The following is a 518-nucleotide window of genomic DNA, read 5'->3' as shown; positions in this document are numbered from 1 at the left end:
CGGGCGCTGGTCCCGCTCCTCGTGTCCCTGCTGGTCGGGACCGCCCTTGTCTATGCCACGTTCGACATGCCGGCCTTTGGCCGCGCCGATAACCCGGTCCAGACCCATGTGGCCCCTCGCTATATCGAGGAAAGCCCCAAGGAAATCGGCGTTCCCAACATGGTGACCTCCGTTCTGGCCAGTTATCGTGGCTTTGATACCTTTGGCGAAGTGACCGTGATCTTTACCGCCGGTATTGGCGTTCTGCTGATCCTCAGCCAGTTGCGCCGCCGCCGGGAAGACGAGGCAGACCTCACCGACGGCCCCGACACAGACACGAATATGGACAATGACGCAGCGGCCTCCGCCTCTCCGGCGGAACGGGTCGGCAGTGAGCATGATCTTGTTCCCCATGTGGTCGCCAAGCTGCTTATTCCCTTCATCCTGCTATTTGCCCTGTATGGCCAGTTCCACGGTGATTTCGGTCCCGGTGGCGGCTTTCAGGCAGGCGTGATCTTCGCGGCCGGTTTCATCCTTTA

At 61.0% G+C, this 518-nt stretch carries 1 protein-coding gene; it reads left to right on the top strand.

The annotated features are described in order from the left end of the window. Positions 1-21: 21 nt before the first annotated feature. Positions 22-518: hydrogen gas-evolving membrane-bound hydrogenase subunit E (gene mbhE / locus QQJ79_RS15970; RefSeq protein WP_284223929.1), on the top strand; the 497-nt coding region annotated here is incomplete at its 3' end.

It is taken from the genome of Brevundimonas denitrificans (genome assembly GCF_030160755.1).
GTDB classification, from domain to species: Bacteria; Pseudomonadota; Alphaproteobacteria; order Caulobacterales; family Caulobacteraceae; genus Brevundimonas; species Brevundimonas denitrificans.
This window is presented reverse-complemented; position numbering and strand designations above follow the sequence as displayed.